The organism is Arthrobacter burdickii (assembly GCF_030433645.1).
Taxonomy (GTDB): Bacteria; Actinomycetota; Actinomycetes; order Actinomycetales; family Micrococcaceae; genus Arthrobacter_D; species Arthrobacter_D burdickii.
Genome location: NZ_JAROCG010000001.1, coordinates 2,217,942 through 2,236,873, shown reverse-complemented (window position 1 = coordinate 2,236,873; position 18,932 = coordinate 2,217,942). Strand labels below are relative to the sequence as shown.

At 70.0% G+C, this 18,932-nt stretch carries 16 protein-coding genes; 8 read left to right on the top strand and 8 right to left on the bottom strand.

What is annotated here, in order from left to right:
- The first annotated feature begins 28 nt into the window (after positions 1-28).
- Entirely contained in the window at positions 29-259 is a 231-nt protein-coding gene (locus P5G52_RS10370; protein WP_301227109.1) for a DUF3072 domain-containing protein, read from the top strand.
- Between the two features lie 147 nt (positions 260-406).
- Here P5G52_RS10370 and ribA read toward each other — a convergent pair whose 3' ends face one another.
- A complete protein-coding gene (gene ribA, locus P5G52_RS10365; protein WP_301227107.1) occupies positions 407-1,789 on the bottom strand; it encodes a GTP cyclohydrolase II in 1,383 nt (460 codons plus the stop codon).
- Between the two features lie 73 nt (positions 1,790-1,862).
- Positions 1,863-2,780, bottom strand: a complete 918-nt coding sequence (locus P5G52_RS10360) for a LysR substrate-binding domain-containing protein (protein ID WP_301227105.1) — start codon at positions 2,778-2,780, stop codon at positions 1,863-1,865.
- Positions 2,781-2,922: 142 nt separating this feature from the next.
- Between P5G52_RS10360 and P5G52_RS10355 the strand changes: the two genes are divergently transcribed.
- The 5 genes from P5G52_RS10355 (at position 2,923) to P5G52_RS10335 (ending at position 10,674) form a co-directional block, all read left to right on the top strand.
- Entirely contained in the window at positions 2,923-6,471 is a 3,549-nt protein-coding gene (locus tag P5G52_RS10355; RefSeq protein WP_301227103.1) for a bifunctional proline dehydrogenase/L-glutamate gamma-semialdehyde dehydrogenase, read from the top strand.
- A gap of 118 nt (positions 6,472-6,589) precedes the next feature.
- Positions 6,590-7,630, top strand: a complete 1,041-nt coding sequence (locus P5G52_RS10350) for a YeiH family protein (RefSeq protein WP_301227101.1) — start codon at positions 6,590-6,592, stop codon at positions 7,628-7,630.
- A 69-nt stretch (positions 7,631-7,699) separates the two neighbouring features.
- Positions 7,700-8,737 (top strand): pirin family protein, encoded by a 1,038-nt coding sequence (locus tag P5G52_RS10345; RefSeq protein ID WP_301227099.1) that lies wholly within the window; start codon positions 7,700-7,702, stop codon positions 8,735-8,737.
- 175 nt (positions 8,738-8,912) lie between these two features.
- On the top strand, positions 8,913-9,536 hold the full coding sequence (locus P5G52_RS10340) for an FMN reductase (protein WP_301227097.1): 624 nt from the start codon (positions 8,913-8,915) through the stop codon (positions 9,534-9,536).
- A gap of 52 nt (positions 9,537-9,588) precedes the next feature.
- Complete coding sequence (locus P5G52_RS10335; protein ID WP_301227095.1) at positions 9,589-10,674, top strand: CE1758 family FMN-dependent luciferase-like monooxygenase; 1,086 nt, start codon at positions 9,589-9,591, stop codon at positions 10,672-10,674.
- 57 nt (positions 10,675-10,731) lie between these two features.
- Here the strand turns inward: P5G52_RS10335 and P5G52_RS10330 are convergent, their stop codons facing one another.
- From P5G52_RS10330 to leuC, 6 genes are all read right to left on the bottom strand, one after another.
- Positions 10,732-11,874 carry a D-alanine--D-alanine ligase family protein gene (locus P5G52_RS10330; RefSeq protein WP_301227093.1) on the bottom strand — a complete coding sequence of 381 codons (1,143 nt, stop codon included), beginning with the start codon at positions 11,872-11,874 and terminating at the stop codon, positions 10,732-10,734.
- Positions 11,871-12,914: an NAD(P)H-dependent glycerol-3-phosphate dehydrogenase gene (locus tag P5G52_RS10325; protein WP_301227091.1), complete on the bottom strand. Its 1,044-nt coding sequence runs from the start codon at positions 12,912-12,914 to the stop codon at positions 11,871-11,873. Before P5G52_RS10325 ends, P5G52_RS10330 begins: the two co-directional genes overlap by 4 nt.
- Complete coding sequence (locus tag P5G52_RS10320; RefSeq protein ID WP_301227089.1) at positions 12,911-13,699, bottom strand: lysophospholipid acyltransferase family protein; 789 nt, start codon at positions 13,697-13,699, stop codon at positions 12,911-12,913. Before P5G52_RS10320 ends, P5G52_RS10325 begins: the two co-directional genes overlap by 4 nt.
- Before the next feature lie 12 nt (positions 13,700-13,711).
- Positions 13,712-15,061, bottom strand: coding sequence for a UDP-N-acetylglucosamine 1-carboxyvinyltransferase (murA, locus tag P5G52_RS10315; RefSeq protein ID WP_301227087.1), 1,350 nt, complete (start codon positions 15,059-15,061; stop codon positions 13,712-13,714).
- A 232-nt stretch (positions 15,062-15,293) separates the two neighbouring features.
- The gene (leuD, locus tag P5G52_RS10310) at positions 15,294-15,893 is read right to left on the bottom strand and encodes a 3-isopropylmalate dehydratase small subunit (protein WP_301227085.1); all 600 of its coding nucleotides are present in this window, start codon (positions 15,891-15,893) and stop codon (positions 15,294-15,296) included.
- A 9-nt stretch (positions 15,894-15,902) separates the two neighbouring features.
- On the bottom strand, positions 15,903-17,372 hold the full coding sequence (leuC, locus tag P5G52_RS10305) for a 3-isopropylmalate dehydratase large subunit (protein ID WP_301227083.1): 1,470 nt from the start codon (positions 17,370-17,372) through the stop codon (positions 15,903-15,905).
- 146 nt (positions 17,373-17,518) lie between these two features.
- On the opposite strand from leuC, the gene P5G52_RS10300 reads away from it, so the two are divergent.
- Together P5G52_RS10300 and P5G52_RS10295 are read left to right on the top strand one after the other, a co-directional pair.
- On the top strand, positions 17,519-18,235 hold the full coding sequence (locus tag P5G52_RS10300; protein WP_301227081.1) for an IclR family transcriptional regulator: 717 nt from the start codon (positions 17,519-17,521) through the stop codon (positions 18,233-18,235).
- Entirely contained in the window at positions 18,235-18,825 is a 591-nt protein-coding gene (locus P5G52_RS10295) for a DUF1697 domain-containing protein (RefSeq protein WP_301227079.1), read from the top strand. Before P5G52_RS10300 ends, P5G52_RS10295 begins: the two co-directional genes overlap by 1 nt.
- Positions 18,826-18,932 lie beyond the last annotated feature (107 nt).

Here is an 18,932-nt window from a genome sequence, read left to right as displayed (position 1 = left end):
ATGCTGGCCACGACCGATAGGAACCGACATGGCAGACACACTGGGAAGCCCCAACGCGGAGCCCGAGGGCGGATTCGAGCGGGATCCCGAGGACTGGGTGACCGGCGACGAGCCCATGACCGACGCGCAGCGGAGCTACCTCGACACGCTGGCACGGGAAGCGGGAGAAGAGATCCCGGCGGACATCACCAAGGCGGAGGCCTCGGAGCACATCGACCGCCTGCAGAAGAAGAGCAAGAGGCTCGGCGGGGACTCGTAGGGACGCCTCCTGCGTCCCACCGGGGCGGGATGCCCGGGATGCTGCGGCATTCCCGCCCTGGGCGGGAGGCGGCCGGTGTGTCCGGGCGCCGGGCCGGTGCCGGCCCGGTGGAGACTGGGCGCGGACTCGGTGAAGAACCCGGCAGGCTCAGCGCACGGCGGCGAAGTTGAACTCGGTGCAGATGTCCTGGCCGAAGACGAATCGGCGGACGGGAGCCGTCCGGGCCTCCGCCAGCGCATCCGACCCGGAGAACCGGATACCGGGGACGCCGTCGCCCACCAGCACCGGAGCGGTGGTCAGGTACAGCCGGTCGAGCAGGCCCGCCTCCAGGAAGCGCGAGACGGTGTTGCCGCCTCCCTCCACCAGCACTTTCCACAGGTCCCGCGCCTGCAGGATGTCGAGGACGCGCCGCGGCGCGAAATCGTCCGCGGCCAGCCTCACCACCTCAACCGAGGCGGGCAGGGCCGCGGGCACCTCCGCATCGTGCCCCACGATCCAGAGGGTCGGCACGCCGTCGTCGGCCAGGACGCGTGCGTCGACGCCCACCCGCGCGGCGGCGTCGAGCACCACGCGGACGGGGCTGCTGCCCGGCACGTCCTCGACGGCGAGCGAGCAGTCCTCGGTGAGCACGGTGGACGCACCGACGACGACGGCGTCCACGAGGGCGCGCAGCCGCTGGAGGTGCCCGTGGTCGCCGCGGTCCTCGTGGAAGCCTGAGTCGCCGGAGCGCGACGCGATGAACCCGTCCAGGCTCTGGCGCAGCTGCCCGACGACGATCTGTCCTGACGCGCCGGCCAGGTAGCCGTACCGGTGCGCGAGCTCCTCCGCCTCGCCCGGAGCGGGCGCTGCAGGGACGACGCCGTCGAGCAGGTCGCTCCAGGCGTCGGCCGAGGGGGCCTCGTCGTGCCGCATCCGTGCACGCTTGGTCGCGAGGTATCCCGCGTTCTCGGAGCGCTCGGACACGGGCAGTCCGCGGCGCTCGACGACCGCGATGCCGAGGTCCTCCAGCGCTTCCTCCTTGGCGGGATTGCCGGAGAGCAGGCGGACGGCGCCGATACCGAGGTCCTGCAGGATCTCCGCGGCCTGGTCGTAGCGCCGGGCATCGACGGGAAGCCCGAGGGCGGTGTTCGCATCGACCGTGTCCACGCCCCGGTCCTGCAGGGCGTACGCCTTGAGCTTGTCGAGCAGGCCGATGCCCCGGCCCTCGTGTCCCCGCACATAGACCACGGCGCCGCGGCCCTCCTCGGAGATGGCGGCGAGCGCGGCATCGAGCTGTTCCCCGCAGTCGCAGCGCCAGGACCCGAAGGCGTCACCCGTGAGGCACTCGCTGTGGACGCGGACCAGTGGAGCTGCATCCGCGGCGTGGGCGCCGTCGTGGATCCCCTGCGCGAGCGCGACGTGTTCGGTCCCCTCGCCGTCGCGGTAGCCGATCATGCGGAACGTGCCGTACCGGGTGGGGAGGACGGTCTCCGCGACCCTCTCGACCGTGGCCGGCACGGAGGCGGACTCAAGCTGGGTGGACTGGGTCATGCATCAACCTTAGGAGCGTGGTGGGACGACGCGAAAACGCGTGTCGTAGGAGTCAACAGGACGGGGGGACCATTTATTGCGGCACCCGGTCCGGACGGCCTACGCCTGCCGCGGCGCGTTCGAGGACCTCGCGGACGGCGAGGACGGCGGGCCGGCGCGCACCGGCCCGCCGCGCCGAGGTGAAGATGGACCGGCGGGGGTTCTCGTCGAGGTCGAACAGCTGCACGGGTACGTTGCGGCCGGTCCACACGAGGTCCGGCATGAGGGCGACGGCGTTGCCTGACTCGATCAGTCGGATCTGCGCCTGGAGGTCCGCCGTCTCGTACCGGACGTCGGGCTCGAAGCCGGCGAGCCGGCACGCCTGCTCCGCCCAGTGCCGGGAGGCCGATCCCCGGGGCTCCATCACCCAGGCCGCTCCCGCCGCCCCGGCGACCGAGGAGATCCCGGCGGCGGGTCCGACCAGCGGAACGGCGAGGCGGATCGCATCCTCCGTCAGCGGCACCTGGTCGAGTTCCGGGTGGCGGGGAGCCGCGTGGCCCGGGTACTGCTCGGCGATCACGAGGTCGAAGTCCCGCGCGAACGTCTCGTACAGGGCCGTCTCGGGCTCCCGCTGCACCATCTCCACGCGGACGTCGGGATAGTCGCGGGTCATGGCCGTCAGGGCATCGGGCATGAGCGCCAGGGCAGCCGACTGGAAGACCGCCACACGGACGGTGCCGGACACCGTGGTGAGGGAGGCCGCCAGGTCGGCTTCCGCCCGTTCCAGCGTCTCGAGCAGTTCGGCGGTGTGCGCGACCAGCACGTCGGCCTGTGCCGTGAGGACCACCCGCCGCCCGGTCTTCCGCAGCAGCTCCACGCCCACTTCCTTCTCGAGCAGGGCAAGCTGCTGGGACACGGAGGAGGGGCTGTAGCTGAGGGCGGCGGCCACATCGGCGAGGGTTCCGCGGATCTTGAGTTCGCGGAGCAGACGCAGTCTGCGCAGGTCGAGCACGGGGCCTCCCAGTTCGGTTCTACTGATGAATACCCTTCGGTAATCATCGCTTTTCCTAATCCTACGGCCGGGCAGATACTGGACGTGAAGTAGCTGCTTCATCCTGTGCCCGGCGGAAGCCGTCGAACCGAAAGCCGTTGCCATGACAACCCAGATCCCGCCCCTCGAGGGCCTCGCCGACACCCCGGCGCTCCACGACGCTCGCCCCACCCCTTACCCGGGGTCGGACCGCGCCCCCGAATTCTCCGCTCCTGAATTCTCCGCCGGTCCCGGCGGGACGACGGACATCCCCGCGGCACTGCCGGACGCCACTGTCGCCCTCGTCCGGCGCTGGCTGACCGAGGCATCGAAGGTACCGGTGGACTCCTCGGCCAAGCAGCTCGCGGGCGTCCTCAAGGATCCCAACGGGCTCGCCTTCACGGTGGGCTTCGTCGACGGCGTCATCCGCCCCGAAGATCTCTCGGTCGCAGCCCGCAACCTCGGGGCCATCGCTCCGAAGGTCCCCGGCTTCCTCCCCTGGTACATGCGCTCGGCCGTGAAGGTCGGCGCCGCCGTCGCCCCCGTGCTGCCGCAGGTCGTCATCCCCATCGCCCGCCGCGTCCTCCGGGAGATGGTGGGGCACCTCATCATCGACGCCTCCGACGCCAGGCTCGGGCGGTCCATCAGCAAGATCAGGCGCGAGGGTATCCGGCTCAACGTGAACCTGCTCGGCGAGGCCGTCCTCGGTGAACACGAGGCCGAACGGCGGCTCGAAGGCACGGTCCGGCTCCTCGAGCGCCCGGACGTCGACTACGTCTCCATCAAGGTGTCCTCCACCGTCGCCCCGCACCCCGCGTGGGCCTTCGAGGAGGCCGTGGAGCACGTCGCCGAGAAACTCGCACCCCTCTACGCACTCGCCGCCCGGTCCGAGAAGCCGAAGTTCATCAACCTCGACATGGAGGAATACAAGGACCTCGACCTCACGATCGCCGTGTTCATGGCGATCCTCGACCGGCCCGAATTCACGGACCTCGAGGCCGGGATCGTGCTGCAGGCCTATCTTCCCGACTCCCTCGCAGCGATGATCCGGCTGCAGGAGTGGGCGGCAGCCCGGCGCGCCAGGGGCGGTGCCGGGATCAAGGTCCGCGTGGTCAAGGGCGCCAACCTCCCGATGGAACACGTCGAGGCCTCCCTCCACGACTGGCCGCTCGCCACCTGGGGCTCGAAGCAGGACTCGGACACGCACTACAAGCGCGTCCTCAACTACGCCCTGCAGCCCGGGCGCGTCGACAACGTGCGCATCGGCGTCGCGGGCCACAACCTCTTCGACCTCGCGTTCGCCTGGCTCCTCGCCGGCGAGCGCGGCGTACGCTCCGGCATCGAGTTCGAGATGCTCCTCGGGATGGCGCAGGGCCAGGCCGAGGCCGTCAAGCGCGACGTCGGGTCGCTGCTGCTCTACACACCCGTGGTGCACCCGGGCGAGTTCGACGTCGCCATCGCCTATCTGATCCGCCGCCTCGAGGAGGGCGCGAGCCAGGACAACTTCATGTCGGCGGTGTTCGAGCTGTCCGAGAACGAGGCGCTGTTCGAGCGCGAGAAGAACCGCTTCCTCGCGTCGCTGGCAGCGCTCGACACCTCCATCCCGGCCCCGAACCGCCGGCAGGACCGCACGCTCCCGGAACCGGCCCACCCCGGGTCCGGATTCACCAACACCCCGGACACCGACCCGTCCCTCCCGGCCAACCGGGCCTGGGGCCGGGCGATCCTCGAGCGCGTGGCCACCTCCGAGCTGGGCAACGACGTCGTCGCCGCCACCACGCTCACCCGCGCCGAGGACCTCGAGGACACCATCGCCGGCGCGGTCGCCGCGGCATCCTCCTGGGGTTCCCTCACGGGCGCCGAGCGCGCAGCCGTCCTCCACCGCGCGGGCGACGCGCTCGAGGCACGCCGCGCCGACCTCATGGAGGTCATGGCAGCCGAGACCGGGAAGACGCTCGACCAGGCGGATCCCGAGATCTCCGAAGCCGTGGACTTCGCCCACTACTACGCCGAGCGCGCCCGTGAGCTCGACGACGTGGACGGCGCCTCGTTCTCCCCGGTCCGCCTCACGGTGGTGACACCGCCGTGGAACTTCCCGGTGGCGATCCCCGCGGGTTCGACCCTCGCTGCCCTCGCCGCCGGCTCGTCGGTGATCATCAAGCCGGCCTCGCAGGCGCGACGCTCCGGTTCCGTCATGATCGAGGCACTCTGGGCCGCGGGCGTGCCGCGCGAGGTCCTGCGCCTCGTCCAGGTCGACGAGCGCGACCTCGGGCGCCGGCTCATCTCCGATCCCCGGGTGGACCGCGTGATCCTCACCGGCGGCTACGAGACCGCGGAGCTCTTCCGCTCGTTCCGCACCGATCTGCCGCTGCTGGCCGAGACGTCCGGCAAGAACGCGATCATCGTGACACCGAGCGCGGACCTCGACCTCGCCGCGAAGGACGTCGCGCAGTCCGCCTTCGGGCACGCCGGCCAGAAGTGCTCGGCAGCTTCCCTGGTCATCCTCGTGGGCAGCGTGGGCACGTCGCAGCGCTTCCGCAACCAGCTCCTCGACGCGGTGACCTCGCTGTCCGTCGGTTACCCGTCGGACCCCTCCACGCAGATGGGCCCCGTCATCGAGCCCGCCGCGGGCAAGCTCCTCGACGGGCTGACGAAACTCGGGGACGGTGAGTCCTGGCTCGTGGAGCCGCAGCGGCTCGACGATTCGGGCCGCCTGTGGAGCCCGGGCGTGCGCGACGGGGTGAAGCGTGGATCGACCTACCACCTGACCGAGTACTTCGGCCCGATCCTCGGCATCATGACCGCGCCGACACTCGAGGACGCCATCGTCCTGCAGAACGACATCGACTACGGCCTCACCTCCGGTATCCACTCCCTCGACAGCCGTGAGATCGCCACCTGGATCGACGGCGTGCAGGCCGGCAACCTCTACGTCAACCGGGGCATCACCGGCGCCATCGTGCAGCGCCAGCCCTTCGGAGGCTGGAAGAAGTCCGCCGTCGGGGCGGGCACCAAGGCGGGGGGCCCCAACTACCTCGTGGGACTCGGAACCTGGTCCCCCCGGGAATCGGCAGCCCAGGGTGCGCCCCTGCCCGCCGTGGCTCCGCTGCTGTCCGCTGCGCACTCGGCGGGCCTGCCCGCAGCAGACATCGCCCGGCTGGGCCGCGCAGCGGCATCGGACGCCGCGGCCTGGAACGGTGAGTTCGGCCAGGTGAAGGACGTCTCCGCGCTCTCGGCCGAACGCAACCTCTTCCGCTACATGGCCCACCCCGTGACGGTGCGCCTCGCAGAAGGCGCTTCCGTCGCCGATCTCGTCCGTGTCCTCCTCGCGGCGAAGGCGGCCGGCGCCCCGGTAGCGGTCTCCAGCGCCGTGGAGCTCCCGGCGGCGCTCCGTGCGGTCGTCCAGGAACAGGCCGAGACCGTCACCATCGAGGACGACGGCGCATGGCTGGCACGGGCCGCAGCGCTTCCCGTCCGGCGCGTCCGGCTCATCGGCGGGGACCTGTCCGCGCTGGCAGCCGCGACCGGCGGACGACCCGACCTCGCGATCTACGCACAGCCCGTCACCGAATCGGGCCGGGTGGAGCTGCTCCCGTTCCTGCAGGAGCAGGCCATCAGCATCACGGCGCACCGCTTCGGCACACCCAATGCGCTGACGGAGGGTATCGTCTAGCCGCGGACCGACCGGCGCCCGAAGACACGGACGGCACCGAACGCACGGCAGCCCTCTGGCACAATCGATCCGGAGAGCACCATGCTGCCGCCGGGCGGCCGGAAGGATCGCGCCACCGATGAACAACCGCAGCACCACCCCGAAGACCCGGGATCCCCAGCTCCGAGCGTGGATCCCGGGTCTTCTGGTGCTGGCGGCCGGCGTCGCCGGTGCCATGGTTCTGGCCGGCCTCCAGACGGTCCTCGGGGCCCTCGTGATCGCCCTGATCCTCGGGATCCTGCTAGGCAATTCCGGCCTCTACACGGCGACGCTCCGCACGGGCATCGGCGGTGGGACGAAGCGCCTGCTGCGCGCCGGCGTCGTCCTGCTCGGGCTCCAGCTCGCCCTGCCGGATATCCTCGCCCTGGGCCCGCAGGTCCTCCTGCTCATCCTCGCGTGTGTCGCCGGAAGCTTCTACGCCACGCTCTGGCTCGGCCAGCGCCTCGGGCTGAGCCGGGCCGGGGCGCTCCTGATGGCAGCGGGCTTCTCGATCTGCGGCGCGTCCGCTGTCGCCGGGATGCAGGGCATCGCGGACGCGGACGACGACGAGGTGGCCTCCGCCGTCGCCATGGTCACGCTCTACGGGTCCCTCATGATCATCGCCCTGCCCCTGCTGAACACGCTCCTCGGCCTCGAGCCGACGGAGTTCGGCGTGTGGTCGGGCCTCGCCGTCCACGAGGTGGCACAGGTGGTGGCCGTCGCCAGCACGGCCGGGGCGACGGCGCTCGCATCGGCGACGGTCGTCAAGCTGGGACGGGTCCTGATGCTGGCGCCGGTCGCGGCGGCAGCGGGCCTCGGGGAACGACGACGCTCGCGCCGGCACGGCACGACGACCACTGCGGACGGGAACGGGCGGGCGGCCGCACCCCTCGTGCCCCTGTTCGTCCTGGGCTTTCTGGCCCTGGTCGTCCTGCGGTCGCTCGGCATCCTGCCTCCGCCGGTCCTGGAGGCCGGCCGCACCGTGGCGACCGTCCTGCTGGCCGCCGGCATGTTCGGACTGGGCGCGGGGATCGACGTCCGGCGCCTCCTGCGCACGGGTGGACGGTTCGCCGTGGTCGGAGCCGCGTCCACGCTGCTGCTGGCGGGAGTCTCACTGCTCGGCGTGGTCGTCCTGGGCTAAAATCTGTCGTGACCGGCAGGGCCGGACGCCACGCCCGTCGTCAGCGTCGTGCCGTAGCGAGGGAGTGTCATGGTCGACTCGGTTCTCCCGGACATCCCTCCGGGCACCTTCCCGGGCACCTTCCCAGGCACCTTCCCGGGCACCGATGCGGACGGGGTCGAGGTCCTGGTTCCACGGGAGGTGCCCCTGGGCGGCCCGCGCGCCATGCCGGTCCGGCGCACCCTGCCCCAGAAGCAGCGCAGCCTCATCGGGGCGTGGTGCTTCCTGGACCACTACGGCCCCGACCTCGTCCCGGAATCGGGAGGTATGCGGGTCCCCCGCCACCCCCACACCGGCCTTGCCACGGTGAGTTGGCTGTTCACCGGCAAGATCGCGCACCGCGACTCCGCCGGCTACGAGGCGATCGTCCGGCCCGGGGAGGTCAACCTCATGATCGCCGGACGGGGAATCTCCCACCAGGAGTTCTCCACCCCGGACACGCGCATCCTCCACGGCGCCCAGCTCTGGTACGCCCTGCCCGATACGACCCGGAACATGCCTCCGACCTTCGAACACTACGCTCCGGACCCCGTCCTCGGCGGCGGCACCGCACTGCGGGTCTTCATCGGCTCACTGGCCGGATCGGTCTCCCCCGTGGCCACCCGCACCCCGCCGCTGCTGGGGGCCGAGGCGCTGCTCAGGGACGGCGCGCGCCTCGAACTGGACCTGGACCCGTCCTTCGAGCACGGCATCCTGGTCGACACCGGGGAGATCTCCCTCGACGGCGTACCCCTTGCCGTCGACCACCTCCACTACCTGCGGACCGGCCGCGGCAGGATGGTCCTGCAGGCCGGACAGACACCTGCCCGGGTGCTGGTCCTCGGCGGAGAGCCTCTGGGGGAACGGATCGTCATGTGGTGGAACTTCGTGGGGCGCACCCACGAGGAGGTGGTCGCCTACCGTGCCGCCTGGCAGGCGGAGATCGACGCCGAAGCGGCCGACCCTCCCCGCGACGGCATGTACCCGGACTGCGCGCCGTACCCCCGCTTCGGTCCCTACCCGGAAGGCTATCCCGACCCCCTGCCCGCCCCGGCGCTGCCGAACGCCCGCCTGCGCCCCCGCGCCTGACCGGCAGACCTCCTGCACAGCAACGTCATTCGCGCGGCGGATGTCGCTCCGGAAGCGACGGTGCCCGATGATCGGCACCGCGATGTCCCCGACGACGACGGCCGGGAATGACTCGGCGCATCGGCGCGTTGAAGAGGTCGATGCATATGCATCTACTAGAGGGATGGAAGCCATGATGAAAGTCGCAGTTGTCACAGCGGGACTCGGCGTCCCGTCGTCCAGTCGAATGCTTGCCGATGTGTTGTCGGACGCCGTGAAGGGTGAGCTGTCCCTTTCGGGCTCCGACGTCACCGTCGATGTCCTCGAGCTCCGCGACTACGCAGTGGACATCGCGCACCACCTGGTGAGCGGGTTCGCGCCCCCTGCCCTGGCCGCCGCCATCCGGAGCGTCACGGATGCGGACGCACTCATCGTCGTCAGTCCCGTCTTCTCAGGGTCCTACAGCGGACTGTTCAAATCCTTCTTCGACGTCATCGACAACACCGCGCTGGAGGGCATGCCCGTTCTCCTGGGGGCGACGGGCGGCAGCGCGCGTCATGCCCTGGTTCTCGACCACGCCATGCGGCCCCTCTTCAGCTACCTGCGGGCGCGGGTAGCTCCCACCGCCGTCTATGCGGCGCCCCAGGACTGGGGAGCCGGCGCCGACGATGAACCCGCGTTGGCACAGAGGTCACGCCGTGCCGCACGGGAACTGGCCGGAATGCTCGACGGGCGGCCCCCGGCACGCCCTTCCCACCAGATCGAACCGTCCGCGCCGTTCGAGGACCTCCTGGCAAGGATCCAGGCACCGACGTCCTGAGCCCCCGGGCTCCCGCCTTTCGCAACCCCTATAACCGCTTTGGAGAAGAATCATGGAAATCGGCGTTTTCACAGTCAGTGACGTCACCCGGAACCCCCTCACCGGTGAGACACCCACCGAGGGTGAGCGCATCAAGGCCGCCGTCGCCATCGCCAAAAAGGTCGAAGAGATCGGCATGGACGTCTACGCGACCGGCGAGCACCACAACCCGCCCTTCTACGCCAGCTCCCCGACCACCCTCCTCGGCTACATCGCCGCCCAGACCGAGCGCATTACGCTGTCCACCAGCACCACCCTGATCACCACCAACGACCCGGTCAAGATCGCGGAGGACTTCGCCACGCTGCAGCACCTCGCCGACGGTCGCGTGGACCTGATCCTCGGCCGCGGCAACACCGGGCCCGTCTACCCCTGGTTCGGCAAGAACCAGCAGGACAGCGTCGAACTGACCGTCGAGAACTACAACCTGCTGCGCCAGCTGTGGGACAACGACGTCGTGAACTGGGAAGGCAAGTACCGCACACCGCTGCGCAACTTCACCTCCACCCCACGCCCGCTCAACGGCGTCGCACCGTTCGTCTGGCACGGCTCCATCCGCACGCCGGAGGTCGCGGAGATCGCCGCCTACTTCGGCGACGGATTCTTCGCCAACAACATCTTCTGGCCGAAGGAGCACTACCAGCAGCTCATCGGCCTCTACCGGGAACGCTACGCCCACTACGGCCACGGCACCGAGGACCAGGCGATCGTAGGACTGGGCGGACAGTTCTACATGGCGCGGAAGTCACAGGATGCGGTGAAGGAGTTCCGTCCGTTCTTCGACAACGCCCCTGTCTACGGCCACGGGCCGACGATGGAGAGCTTCATGGCCCAGACGCCGCTGACGGTCGGCAGCCCCCAGGAAGTCATCGAGAAGACCCTCTCCTTCCAGGAGTTCTTCGGCGACTACCAGCGCCAGCTGTTCCTCATCGATCACGCCGGCCTGCCGCTGAAGACCGTGCTGAACCAGCTCGACCTCTTCGGCGAACTCGTGCTTCCGGAACTACGGGCAGAATTCGCCAGGCGACGGCCCGCCCATGTCCCCGACAAGCCGGTGCACACTCCGCGCAGGGTCGGCGCCGTCACGGCCGCGGGGTGACCCGGAGCGGTCTGCGTCCTTGCCGGGTCCTGACCGGGCCCGGCAAGGACCTCCCGGTCAGCGCAGGCCGGTACCGCGGTCGAGCGCCAGCCCGATCAGTTCGTCGATGAGCTCGGTGTAGCCGAGGCCTGACTTCGCCCACATCTGCGGGTACATGCTGATCGGCGTGAAGCCGGGCATGGTGTTGATCTCGTTGATGACCAGGCGGCCGTCGGGCGTGTAGAAGAAGTCGACGCGGGACAATCCCTCGCCGCCGATCGCGTCGAAGGCCTCGCCCGCGAGCCTGCGGACGCGGTCGATCACGTCCTGCGGGAGGTCCGCCGGGCAGGACAGCTCGGCGGCGGCGCCGTCGACGTACTTCGCCTCGAAGTCGTACCAGGCGTGCTCCCCGGGCTGGATGGCGATCTCGCCGGGCAGCGACGTGCGCGGGCCGTCGAGGCCCCGGCCCTGCAGGACCGCCACCTCGATCTCGCGTCCGAGGATCCCGGCCTCGATGACCACCTTGGGATCGAACACGCGCGCGGCCTCGACCGCGGCCCGGATGCCGTCCGCATCCTCGACCCGGCTGATCCCCATGGAGGACCCGGCGCGGGCCGGCTTGACGAACAGCGGGAACCCGAGCGCTGCGGCGCGCCGGATGCTCTCCCCGGCGTCCGTCCGCCACTGCCGATCCGTCACCACCACGTAGGGGCCGACCTCGAGGCCCGCCGCGGCGAAGACCACCTTCATGAAGTGCTTGTCCATCCCGACCGCGGACGCCAGGACCCCGGCCCCGACGTAGCGCATGTCGGCCAGCTCCAGCATGCCCTGCAGTGTGCCGTCCTCGCCGAACGGTCCGTGCAGCAGCGGCAGCACGACGTCGACGCCGCCCAGGCTCTCGGGAACGGACCCGGGAGCGGCGACGAGCAGTTCCTGCCCCTCGCTGCCGTCGGCGGCAGTGCCCATCACCACGGCCTGCTCGGTCGCGGTGACCTCGGGCAGCACGTCGGCCCGCAGGGACCACGAGGACGGGTCGGCGGAGACGAGGGACCACTGGCCGGACTTGGTGATGCCCACCGGGACGACCTCGTACCGGCTGCGGTCGATCGCCTCGAGGACGCCCGCCGCGGTCACGCAGCTCACGGAGTGCTCGCTGGACCGGCCGCCGAACAGGACGAGGACGCGGGGTTTGCGGGAGCGGACAGGAGAATCGGTGGTCACGGAGCGGAATCGCCTTCCGGCTTGAGGTTGCGGGCCAGCAGGCGCGGCCCCAGGTCATTGACGGACAGGCGGCCCTGGAGGACGGCCACGACGCTTTCGGTGATGGGCATGTCGACGCCGAGTTTCATGGCGGAATCGAGGACGGCCTGGGCCGATTTGATGCCCTCCGCCGTCTGGTTCATCCTCACCGTCACCTGGTCGAGGGTCAGGCCCTGCCCCAGCAGGTGGCCCGCCGTGTGGTTGCGCGAGAGCGCGGAGGAGCAGGTGGCGATCAGGTCGCCCATGCCGGCCAGGCCCGCCATGGTCTCGGGCCTGCCGCCCAGCGCCACGGCGAGGCGGGTCGTCTCGGCCAGGCCGCGGGTGATGACCGACGCCTTCGTGTTGTCCCCCATGCGGCGCCCCTCGCAGATGCCGACCGCCAGGGCGATCACGTTCTTCACGATGCCGCCGATCTCCACGCCGATGACATCGGTGGAGGTGTAGGGGCGGAAGTAGGAGGACGTGCACGCCGCCGCGATCCAGGTCGCCGTCCCATGGTCGGGACACGCGACGACGGACGCCGTCGGCTCCTCGCGTGCGATCTCCATCGCCAGGTTGGGCCCCGAGACGACGGCGATGCGGTCGGCCGGCAGCGCGAGCTCCTCCGCGATCACCTCGCTCATGCGGGCGTCGGTGCCGACCTCGAGTCCCTTCATGAGGGAGACGACGACGGCGTCGGCCGGCAGGAAGGGCCGCCAGGCCGGGAGCTGGGCGCGCAGCGTCTGGGCCGGCACGGCGAGGACCACCAGGTCGCTTCCGGCCAGGACCTCCCGGACGTCGGCGGAGGCGCTCACGTTTCCCGGAAGACGGGTATCGCCGAGGTACGGGGAGTTCCTGTGGTCCGCCGTGATCTCGGCCGCCACCTCGGGGCGTCGCGACCAGAGCATGACCGCCGTATCGGCGGAGGCATCGGCGAGCACCTTCGCGAACGTGGTGCCCCAGCTCCCGGACCCGAGGACGGCGATCTTCGCGGGCTGCGCAGCGCGCGGCCCCGCTGTCACGGTTCTCCTCCGGTCAGTGGTTCACCAGGATTCTTGTCGTCGTCCTGCGCCCCGACGTTGCGGCCCATCCGCTTCTGCTGCTTGTCCGCAGGGTCCCACCGCTCGGCGGGAGGTTCCTCGCCCCTCAGCTCCGCCAGCAGTTCCGTGATGGCGTCGAGGATGCGATCGGTCGCGGCGTCGAGCGTGGTCCTCGTCAGTGGCGCATCCCTGAACTCGCTGAGGTCCACGGGATCCCCGACGAGCACCCGGGAGCGCTTGCGCGGGAAGAGGTAAAAGCGCTTGGCATAGCGCGGGAAGAGCTCGTGGGCACCCCACTGCGCCATCGGCACCACCGGCGCGCCGGTCTGCAGTGCGAGGCGGGCGGCGCCGGTACGGCCCTTCATGGGCCACATGTCGGGGTCACGGGTGAGGGTGCCCTCGGGGTAGATGATGATGCCGCCGCCGTCCGCGAGGGCCTCGCGGGCAGCTTCGAGCGAGCGGTTCGCTCCGGCCGAGGTGCGCTCGACGGGCACCTGCTTGATGGTGCGCAGGATCCAGCCGACCACCGGCACCTTGAACAGCGATGCCTTCGCGAGGAAATGCGGCATGACGCCCTGGTTGTACAGGAAGTGCCCGACCACGACCGGATCGATCTCGGTGACGTGGTTGGGGCAGACGATCATGCCCGTTCCCACGGGCAGCTTCTCCTGCCCGTGCCACTCCTTGCCCATCAGGCCGTTCATCACAGGCCTCACCCAGAGGGCGAGGAACGTGAACATGGCGCGTGAGTCCCGTGACTCGCCCATGTGCCGGACCGCCTAGGAGAGTGCCACGGCGGCAGCCGGGGCGTCCTCCGTGATGTCGAAGTCGGCGCCCAGGCCCTCGAGCTTGTCCTGGAAGCGCTCGTAGCCACGGTTGATCAGCTCGATCCCGGTGACGCGCGAGACGCCGTCCGCAGCGAGTGCCGCGATCAGGTGGCTGAAGCCGCCGCGCAGGTCGGGGATGTCGATGTCCGCGCCGCGCAGCTGCGTCGGGCCGGAGATGACGGCCGAGTGCAGGAAGTTGCGCTGCCCGAAGCGGCAGGGCACGCTGCCGAGGCACTCGCGGTGCACCTGGATGTTGGCACCCATGCGGATCAGGGCTTCGGTGAAGCCGAAACGGTTCTCGTAGACGGTCTCGTGGACGATCGATACGCCCGACGCCTGTGTGAGGGCGACGACGAGGGGCTGCTGCCAGTCGGTCATGAAGCCGGGGTGGACGTCGGTCTCGAGGACGAGCGGCTTCAGGAGGCCGCCCGGGTGGTAGAAGCGGATGCCCTCGTCGTCGACGTCGAAGGCGCCCCCGATCTTCCGGTAGGTGTTGAGGAAGGCCGTGAGGTCGAGCTGCCGGGCGCCCTCCACGTAGATGTCGCCCTTGGTCACCAGCGCCGCCGAGGCCCAGGACGCCGTCTCATTGCGGTCGGAGATGGCCTTGTGGTTGTAGCCGGTGAGGGTCTTGACGCCCTCGATGCGGATGACGCGGTCCGTCTGCACCGTGATGATGGCGCCCATCTTCTGCAGGACGGCGATGAGGTCCATGATCTCGGGCTCGACGGCGGCACCCGAGAGCTCGGTGATGCCTTCCGCGCGGATGGCGGTGAGGAGCACCTGCTCGGTGGCTCCGACGCTCGGGTACGGAAGGGTGAGCTTCGCGCCGTGCAGGCCCTTCGGGGCGGAGATGGAGATGCCGCCGGGCCGCTTGTCGACCACCGCGCCGAAGTTGCGGAGGACCTCGAGGTGGTAGTCGATCGGGCGGTCGCCGATCTTGCAGCCGCCGAGGTCGGGGATGAAGGCCTCACCGATGCTGTGCATCAGGGGTCCACAGAGGAGGATCGGGATGCGCGAGTCGCCGGCGTGGGCGTCGATGTCCTTGAAGCGGGCCATCTTGGCTTCGCTCGGGTCCATCGTGAGGTCGCCGGTGACCGGGTCCTTGGTCACCCTGACGCCGTGCAGCTGTAGCAGGCTGGTGACGACGTCGACGTCCTTGATCTCCGGGACGTTGCGCAGGACCGAGGGCGTGTTCCCCAGCAATGAGGCGACCATTGCCTTCGGAACCAGGTTCTTCGCACCGCGGACGGATACCTTGCCGGCCAACGGAAGTCCGCCGCGAATGGTCAGAACGCTACCCATGAATACCTATTTTCCTTCTATGTTGAAACCCCGCGGACGCCAAAATGCTCGTTCCAAGCATAGAAGCACTGCGGAGCAGACAGAAATACAAGGGTACTGCGAGCATCCCCTGTTTGCTGTTAGCAACCCGTCCGGATGCGCCGCCATTCCTCGCAGGCGCCCTCGGAGCCCGTGACATGCATTACTGTCACGGGCTGCGGCGCCCATGCGGCGCCACGGTGCGGGTACCGCCTCAGGTGCGGACGGGTAGCGTGGTCGGCTTGTAGGACGGGCGGCTCGCCTCGAAGGCCGTGATGTGCTCTTCCTGCCGCAGCGTCAGGCCGATGTCGTCCAGTCCCTCGAGCAGGCGCCAGCGCGTGTAGTCGTCGATCTGGAAGGGGGCGCTGACCGGACCGCACTGCACCGTCCGCGACTCGAGGTCCACCGTGACCGTGGTGCCCGGCTCGTTCTCGAGGATCTTCCAGATGAGCTCGATGTCGTCCTGCGCCACCTGGGCGGCGACGAGCCCCTGTTTGCCGGAATTGCCGCGGAAGATGTCGGCGAAGCGCGAGGACAGGACGGCCTTGAAGCCGTAGTCCTTCAGTGCCCAGACGGCGTGTTCCCGGGACGAGCCGGTCCCGAAGTCCGGCCCCGCGACGAGGACCGAGCCGCGGGAGTAGGGCTCGCGGTTGAGGATGAAGTCCTCTTCCTTCCGCCATCCGGCGAAGAGCGCGTCCTCGAAGCCCGTCCGCGTGATCCGCTTCAAATAGACGGCCGGGATGATCTGGTCCGTGTCGATGTTGCTCTGGCGCAGGGGGACGCCGATGCCGGTGTGGGTGGTGATCTTCTCCATGGCGTTCTCCTAGGCTGCTGGGATCGTGGGCTCGGCGGCATGGGCGCCGGTGCCGAGGAGAAGGGGCGCCAGGTCCGACGGCGAGCTGAGGGTGCCACGGACGGCTGTCGCGGCAGCGACCACGGGCGAGACGAGGTGCGTGCGTCCGCCCTTGCCCTGCCGTCCCTCGAAGTTGCGGTTCGAGGTCGAGGCGCAGCGCTCCCCCGGTGCCAGCTGGTCCGGGTTCATGCCGAGGCACATGGAGCAGCCGGCGAACCGCCACTCCGCACCGAAGTCCTTGAACACGCGGTCCAGGCCCTCGGCCTCGGCCTGCAGGCGCACGCGGGCCGATCCGGGGACGACCATCATGCGGATCGCGGGATCCTTCTCCCTGCCCCGGATGATGTCCGCGGCGATGCGCAGGTCCTCGATGCGGCTGTTGGTGCAGGAACCGAGGAAGACGGTGTCCACCCGGATGTCCTTCATGGGGGTACCCGGCTCGAGCGCCATGTAGTCCAGCGCCCGGTTGCATGCGGCCTTGTCGTTCTCGTCCGCGAAGTCGTCGGGCGAGGGGACGGCCTGCGAGAGGGAGACGCCCTGCCCGGGGTTGGTACCCCAGGTCACGAAGGGCTCGAGCTCGTCCGCGTCGAGGAAGACCTCGGCATCAAACACGGCGTCGTCGTCGGTGCGCAGCTCGCGCCAGTCGGCGACGGCGGCGTCCCAGTCGGCGCCCTGGGGCGCGTGCGGCCGGCCCTTCAGGTACTCGAAGGTGGTGTCGTCGGGCGCGACCATGCCGGCACGCGCTCCTGCCTCGATGGACATGTTGCAGATGGTCATGCGGGCTTCCATCGACAGCGAGCGGATGGCCGACCCGCGGTACTCGAGGACGTATCCCTGTCCCCCGCCGGTCCCGATCTTGGCGATGACGGCGAGGATGATGTCCTTCGACGTGACGCCGGGCTTCAGCGTCCCCTCCACCGTGATGCCCATGGTCCGGAACGGCTTCAGGGAGAGGGTCTGCGTCGCCATGACGTGCTCCACCTCGGACGTGCCGATGCCCATGGCGAGCGCTCCGAACGCGCCGTGCGTAGAGGTGTGGGAGTCGCCGCAGACGACGGTCAGTCCCGGCTGCGTCAGGCCGAGCTGGGGGCCGACCACGTGGACGATGCCCTGTTCAGCGTCGCCGAGCGAGTGCAGGCGGACGCCGAACTCCCTGCAGTTGGCACGCAGTGTCTCGATCTGCGTGCGGCTGGTCAGGTCGGCGATCGGCTTGTCGATGTCGATCGTCGGCGTGTTGTGGTCCTCGGTCGCGATCGTGAGGTCAGGACGCCGGAGGGGCCGGTTGGCCAGGCGAAGACCCTCGAAGGCCTGCGGGGAGGTCACCTCGTGGATCAGGTGCAGGTCGATGTAGAGGAGGTCGGGTTGCGCCTCCGCGCCGACGACGTCGCCCTTGCGGACCACGTGCGCGTCCCAGACCTTCTCTGCCAGTGTCTTGCCCATGACGATCATCCTTTTCTGTCCGGCGGGCCGGGACCCGGTGGGGCGGCCGCTGCCGGGACTGATGGTCCTACAACTCAACCAGTGCTGTGCGGCGAGTGCCAGCCGCATAGCTTGCGTCTCAGATAATGAGACGGCAATATCATCCTATGGACAATTCTAGCGGCGTCGGAGTCATCGACAAGGCCGCCCTCGTACTCGACGCCCTCGAGGCCGGACCCACCACCCTGGCGCAGCTCGTCGCGTCGACGGGCCTCGCCCGGCCCACCGTCCACCGTCTGGCCCTCGCCCTGGCGCACCACCGCCTGGTCGGCCGGGACATCCAGGGGCGCTTCGTCCTGGGCAGCAGGATCGTGGAGCTCGCCTCCGCCGCCGGCGAGGACCGTCTGATCGCGGCGGCGGGCCCCGTGCTCCTCAGCCTGCGCGACGCCACCGGAGAGAGCGCCCAGCTCTTCCGCCGCCAGGGCGACTGGCGCGTCTGCGTCGCCTCCGCCGAGCGTCCCGTCGGACTGCGGGACACCATTCCGGTCGGGACGCAGCTCTCCATGAAGGCGGGGTCCGCCGCGCAGTGCCTCCTCGCATGGGAAGACCACGACCGCCTGCTCAAGGGACTGCAGAGCGCGCGCTTCACGCCCACCGTCCTCGCCGGCGTCCGGCGGCGGGGCTGGGCCCAGAGCCTCGGCGAGCGGGAGGCGGGGGTGGCCTCGGTATCGGCTCCTGTACGCGGTCCTTCGGGGCGCGTGATCGCCGCCGTCTCGATCTCCGGACCGATGGAACGCCTCACCCGCCAACCGGGGCGGATCCATGCGGAGGTGGTGTCCGACGCCGCCCGCCAGCTGACCCTCGCCGTCGGCAAGGCGGAGTGATGCCCGCCCGCACCGGCACCGGGTCCACAGCCGATCCCGACGCCGGCCCCGACGCCACCCAGCGGTACGCCATCTTCCTGCGTGGAGTGAACGTCGGCGGGATCACGGTCCGGATGGCGGAGCTCCGCGAGGAGCTCGCCACCCTTCCGGTCACCGATGTGGCCACGGTGCTCGCCAGCGGCAACGTCACGTGCTCGTCCCGGCTCGGCGCTGCCGAGCTCACCGAGTGCGTGGAGGAAGCACTGCGGCGCCGCTTCGGCTACCTTGCGTGGGTCATCGTCGTCGGCCGGGCCGAACTCGTCGCGATTGCCGCGTCGGTTCCCCAGCCCCCGGCGGGTGCGGACGACGTGCACACCTACGTCACCCTGTTCAAGGCTCCCGCGGACCTCGAGGCCTTCCTCGCCGACGCCGATGCACTCGCCGAACGGCCCGAGGTGCTGGCGGGCGGAAGCGCCATCGGGTGGTTCTCCCCCAAGGGGCAGTCCACCGAGGTCCCGCTCGCGAAGCTGCTCGCGAAGGCACGCTACGCGGCGACGTCCACCACGCGGAACGTCAACACGGTGGACAAGGTCGTGCGCCTCCTCGCCTGATCCCGGAGGCCCGGGAACCCGGCAGCACTGTCGGAGGCTCTGTCGGCAGTGCTGTCGGCAGCGCTGTCGCGTTGGTAGTGTTCGACCAACCTCTTCCCCGGATCAGC

What these genes read in the sequence shown, in the direction of transcription:
- P5G52_RS10370 (WP_301227109.1), top strand. Translation starts at nt 29, where the DNA reads ATGGCAGACACACTGGGAAGCCCCAACGCGGAGCCCGAGGGCGGATTC.
- ribA (WP_301227107.1), bottom strand. Translation starts at nt 1,789, where the DNA reads ATGACCCAGTCCACCCAGCTTGAGTCCGCCTCCGTGCCGGCCACGGTC.
- P5G52_RS10355 (WP_301227103.1), top strand. Translation starts at nt 2,923, where the DNA reads ATGACAACCCAGATCCCGCCCCTCGAGGGCCTCGCCGACACCCCGGCG.
- P5G52_RS10350 (WP_301227101.1), top strand. Translation starts at nt 6,590, where the DNA reads ATGAACAACCGCAGCACCACCCCGAAGACCCGGGATCCCCAGCTCCGA.
- P5G52_RS10345 (WP_301227099.1), top strand. Translation starts at nt 7,700, where the DNA reads ATGGTCGACTCGGTTCTCCCGGACATCCCTCCGGGCACCTTCCCGGGC.
- P5G52_RS10340 (WP_301227097.1), top strand. Translation starts at nt 8,913, where the DNA reads ATGAAAGTCGCAGTTGTCACAGCGGGACTCGGCGTCCCGTCGTCCAGT.
- P5G52_RS10335 (WP_301227095.1), top strand. Translation starts at nt 9,589, where the DNA reads ATGGAAATCGGCGTTTTCACAGTCAGTGACGTCACCCGGAACCCCCTC.
- P5G52_RS10320 (WP_301227089.1), bottom strand. Translation starts at nt 13,699, where the DNA reads ATGGGCGAGTCACGGGACTCACGCGCCATGTTCACGTTCCTCGCCCTC.
- murA (WP_301227087.1), bottom strand. Translation starts at nt 15,061, where the DNA reads ATGGGTAGCGTTCTGACCATTCGCGGCGGACTTCCGTTGGCCGGCAAG.
- leuD (WP_301227085.1), bottom strand. Translation starts at nt 15,893, where the DNA reads ATGGAGAAGATCACCACCCACACCGGCATCGGCGTCCCCCTGCGCCAG.
- leuC (WP_301227083.1), bottom strand. Translation starts at nt 17,372, where the DNA reads ATGGGCAAGACACTGGCAGAGAAGGTCTGGGACGCGCACGTGGTCCGC.
- P5G52_RS10300 (WP_301227081.1), top strand. Translation starts at nt 17,519, where the DNA reads ATGGACAATTCTAGCGGCGTCGGAGTCATCGACAAGGCCGCCCTCGTA.
- P5G52_RS10295 (WP_301227079.1), top strand. Translation starts at nt 18,235, where the DNA reads ATGCCCGCCCGCACCGGCACCGGGTCCACAGCCGATCCCGACGCCGGC.